At 75.9% G+C, this 2,999-nt stretch carries 3 protein-coding genes and 1 pseudogene; all 4 read right to left on the bottom strand.

Annotation, left to right across the window (positions count from 1 at the left end; genetic code table 11):
• Positions 1–259 (bottom strand): annotated as a pseudogene (locus C1I97_RS34390) (Rv2231c family pyridoxal phosphate-dependent protein CobC); the annotation flags it as partial.
• Entirely contained in the window at positions 249–1,175 is a 927-nt protein-coding gene (locus C1I97_RS34395) for a sirohydrochlorin chelatase (protein WP_111006908.1), read from the bottom strand. The pseudogene C1I97_RS34390 and the gene C1I97_RS34395, both read right to left, overlap by 11 nt.
• Positions 1,172–1,768, bottom strand: a complete 597-nt coding sequence (locus C1I97_RS34400; RefSeq protein ID WP_111006909.1) for a precorrin-8X methylmutase — start codon at positions 1,766–1,768, stop codon at positions 1,172–1,174. Before C1I97_RS34400 ends, C1I97_RS34395 begins: the two co-directional genes overlap by 4 nt.
• Positions 1,765–2,999: precorrin-3B C(17)-methyltransferase (gene cobJ / locus C1I97_RS34405; RefSeq protein WP_111006910.1), on the bottom strand; the 1,235-nt coding region annotated here is incomplete at its 5' end. The genes C1I97_RS34400 and cobJ, both read right to left, overlap by 4 nt.

Raw genomic sequence — 2,999 nt, forward strand, 5'->3', positions numbered from 1 at the left:
CCCCCGCCGTCAGCAGCACCCGCTCCACCGGCAGCCCGTGCCGCGCCGCCACCGCCTCCCGCGCGGCCCGCCCGTCCGGGTAGGCCGCGAGACCGGTGAGCGAGGCGGCGATCCGCTCCCGCAGCCACGCCGGAGGCGTGCCGGCCCGCACGTTCACGGCGAGGTCCACCAGGGCCGCACCGTCGTCCCGCACCTCGGCGTCTCCGTGGTGCCGCAGGTCGTGGCCGTGGACGCCCAGCATCCCGTCCTCAGTGCGCATGGGAGTGTGCGTGTCCACCGCGGTGGTGCCCGTGGTGGTGTCCGTGGTGATGGCCGTCGTCGTCCGGGTGGTAGTGCGGCTGCTGCGGCAGCCCCACCTTGTCCTCGAAGCCCGGCAGCGCGATCCGGTACACGCACGAGTCGCAGTTCATCCGCAGGTCGCCCTTCACCGCCTCCTCGTACCGCTCCCTCACCAGGTCCAGCAGCTCCGGCTCCGGCCCGATCACGTCCGCCGAGCGCACCTCGACCTCCGGGTGCGCCGCCGCCCAGTCCGCCGTCTGCCGCCGCACCCGGTCCGGCAGGACGCCCGTGAACAGGAAGTAGGGGAGGACCACGACCCGCCGCGCGCCCAGCCTCGCGCACCGCTCCAGACCGCTCGGCACGTCCGGCGCCGCCAGCGACACGAACGCCGTCTCCACACCGGCGTACCCCCGCCCCTCCCACAGCAGCCGCGCCGCCTTGAACACCTCGGCGTTGGCGTCCGGGTCCGTCGAGCCACGCCCGACCAGCAGCACCGTCACCCCGGAGCGGTCCCAGGAGGGATCCACCGCCTCGTCCAGCCGCCGCTCCAGCACGCTCAGCAGCGCGGGGTGCGGGCCCAGCGGGCGGCCGTAGGTGTACGAGATCCCCGGGTGCCGTTCCTTCTCGCGGGCCAGCGCCGCCGGGATGTCGCCCTTGGCGTGCCCGGCGGACACCAGCATCAGGGGTACGGCGGCGAAACGCCGTACCCCCCGCCCCACCAGATCGGCCACCGCCTCGCCCAGCGGCGGCGGGGACAGCTCGATGAAGCCGCCCGCGACGGGCAGTTCGGGATGGCGGCGGCCCAACTCCCGTACGAAGTCACGGAACGCCTCGGCTCCGGCCTCGTCCCGGGTGCCGTGACCGGCGATCAGCAGGGCGGGCGGCGGGGTGGTCACAGGGTCTCCTCGGGTGATGCGAGCGAAGTGGGGTGGTACAGCAGGGCGTTGAGCGCGGCGGCGGCGACCGCCGAACCGCCCTTCTCGGACACGTTGCTCACCGCGGGCAGCCCGCTCTCGCGCAGCGCGGCCTTGGACTCGGCCGCCCCGACGAAACCGACGGGCAGACCGATGACGAGTGCGGGGGAGGCGTCCAGCCCCAGCAGCTCCTCCAGGGCGGTCGGGGCGCAGCCGATCACCCACAGGGCACCCGGGCCGACCTCCTCGTACGCCAGCCGGACCGCGTGCGCCGAACGCGTCAGCCCGGGGCCCGGCCCGGCGTCCTTCAGGCGGCAGACGGTGTCGCGCCGGGTGATCCCGGCCGCCACCATCTCCACGTCCACGACCACGGGCGCCCCCGCGTGCAGCGCGGCGTGCGCCGTCACCAGCTCGCCCTCGTCCATGACGAGGTCGGAGGCGTACTCCAGGTCGGCGGCGGAGTGGACGACCCGCTCCACCACCGCCCGCGTCAGCGGAGGGAGGTGCGAGGTGTCCAGGCGGGCGCGCAGCCGCCGGAAGGACTCCTGCTCGATGGGGTGGACGACGCGGTTCACTTCCGGTCCTCCCGGGTCTCCTGCCAGCGGTAGCCGCGCGGCGTGACCATCCGCCCCGCGATCTCACGGGTCGCCGTGTTGCCGACCGTCACGACCGTCATCATGTCGACCGTCGCCGGGTCCAGCCCGGCCAGCGTCGTCAGCCGGCTGGACTCGTCCGGCCGCGAGGCGTTGCGTACGACACCGACCGGCGTCGTCGGCTCCCGGTGCCCGGCGAGGACCGCCAGCGCCTCGGGCAGCTGCCAGTCGCGGCCCCGGGAACGCGGGTTGTAGAAGGTCACGACGAGGTCGGCCTCCGCCGCCGCCCGCACCCGCCGCTCGATGACCTCCCACGGCGTGTGCAGGTCGGACAGGCTGATCGACACGTGGTCGTGCCCGAGCGGCGCGCCCAGGACCGCCCCGGCCGCGAGCGCCGCCGTGACCCCCGGCACGCCGACCACGTCGATGTCGTCCGACGCCTCGGCGAGCGCGGGGGAGGCCATGGCGTACACCCCGGCGTCCCCGCTGCCGATCAGCGCCACGGCGTGGCCGCGCCGGGCCTCGGCGACCGCCGTCCGCGCCCGCTCCTCCTCCGCTCCGAGCCCCGACTCCAGAATCCGGGTGCCGGGCCGCAGCAGGTCGCGGATCTGGTCGACGTACTGGTCGAGCCCCACCAGCACGGAGGCGCGCCGCAGTTCCGCCTTCGCGCGCGGAGTCAGCAGGTCCCTGGCGCCCGGCCCCAGCCCGACGACCGCGAGCCGGCCGCGCCCCGGCCGCCGCACCACGGCACACGTGGCCATGGCCGGCCGCCCGTCCGCCCGCTCCGACTTCCGCTTGGGCACGAGGAGTTCACCCCCGCCGAGCAGCGCGGCCGCCTCCGCGACCGACGGCGTACCGACGGCGGCGAGCGGTGCGGCGGACGGGTTGGGCACGTCGACCGCCGCCAACTGCTCGGCGGAGTACGTCACCAGGGGGACCCCCAGCCGTCCGGCCGCCGCGACGAGGCCCGGCTCCTTGGCCTTGGCGTCGACGGTGGCGAGGCAGGAGACGGACCGCACGGACAGCCCCGCGTCCCGCAACGCGCCCTCGACCAGCCCCAGCACCTCCTCCACGGGAGCACCCCCGGACGCGCCGACGCCGACCACGAGGGACGGCGGCCGCAGGACCACCTCGCGCCCGCCCGGCTCGACCGCCCGGTCCGTCACCCGTACGGTGTACGGCCCCTGCGCCACCACCGGCACGGTGTACGGCC

The organism is Streptomyces sp. NTH33 (assembly GCF_003236365.1).
In the GTDB taxonomy this organism is placed as follows: domain Bacteria; phylum Actinomycetota; class Actinomycetes; order Streptomycetales; family Streptomycetaceae; genus Streptomyces.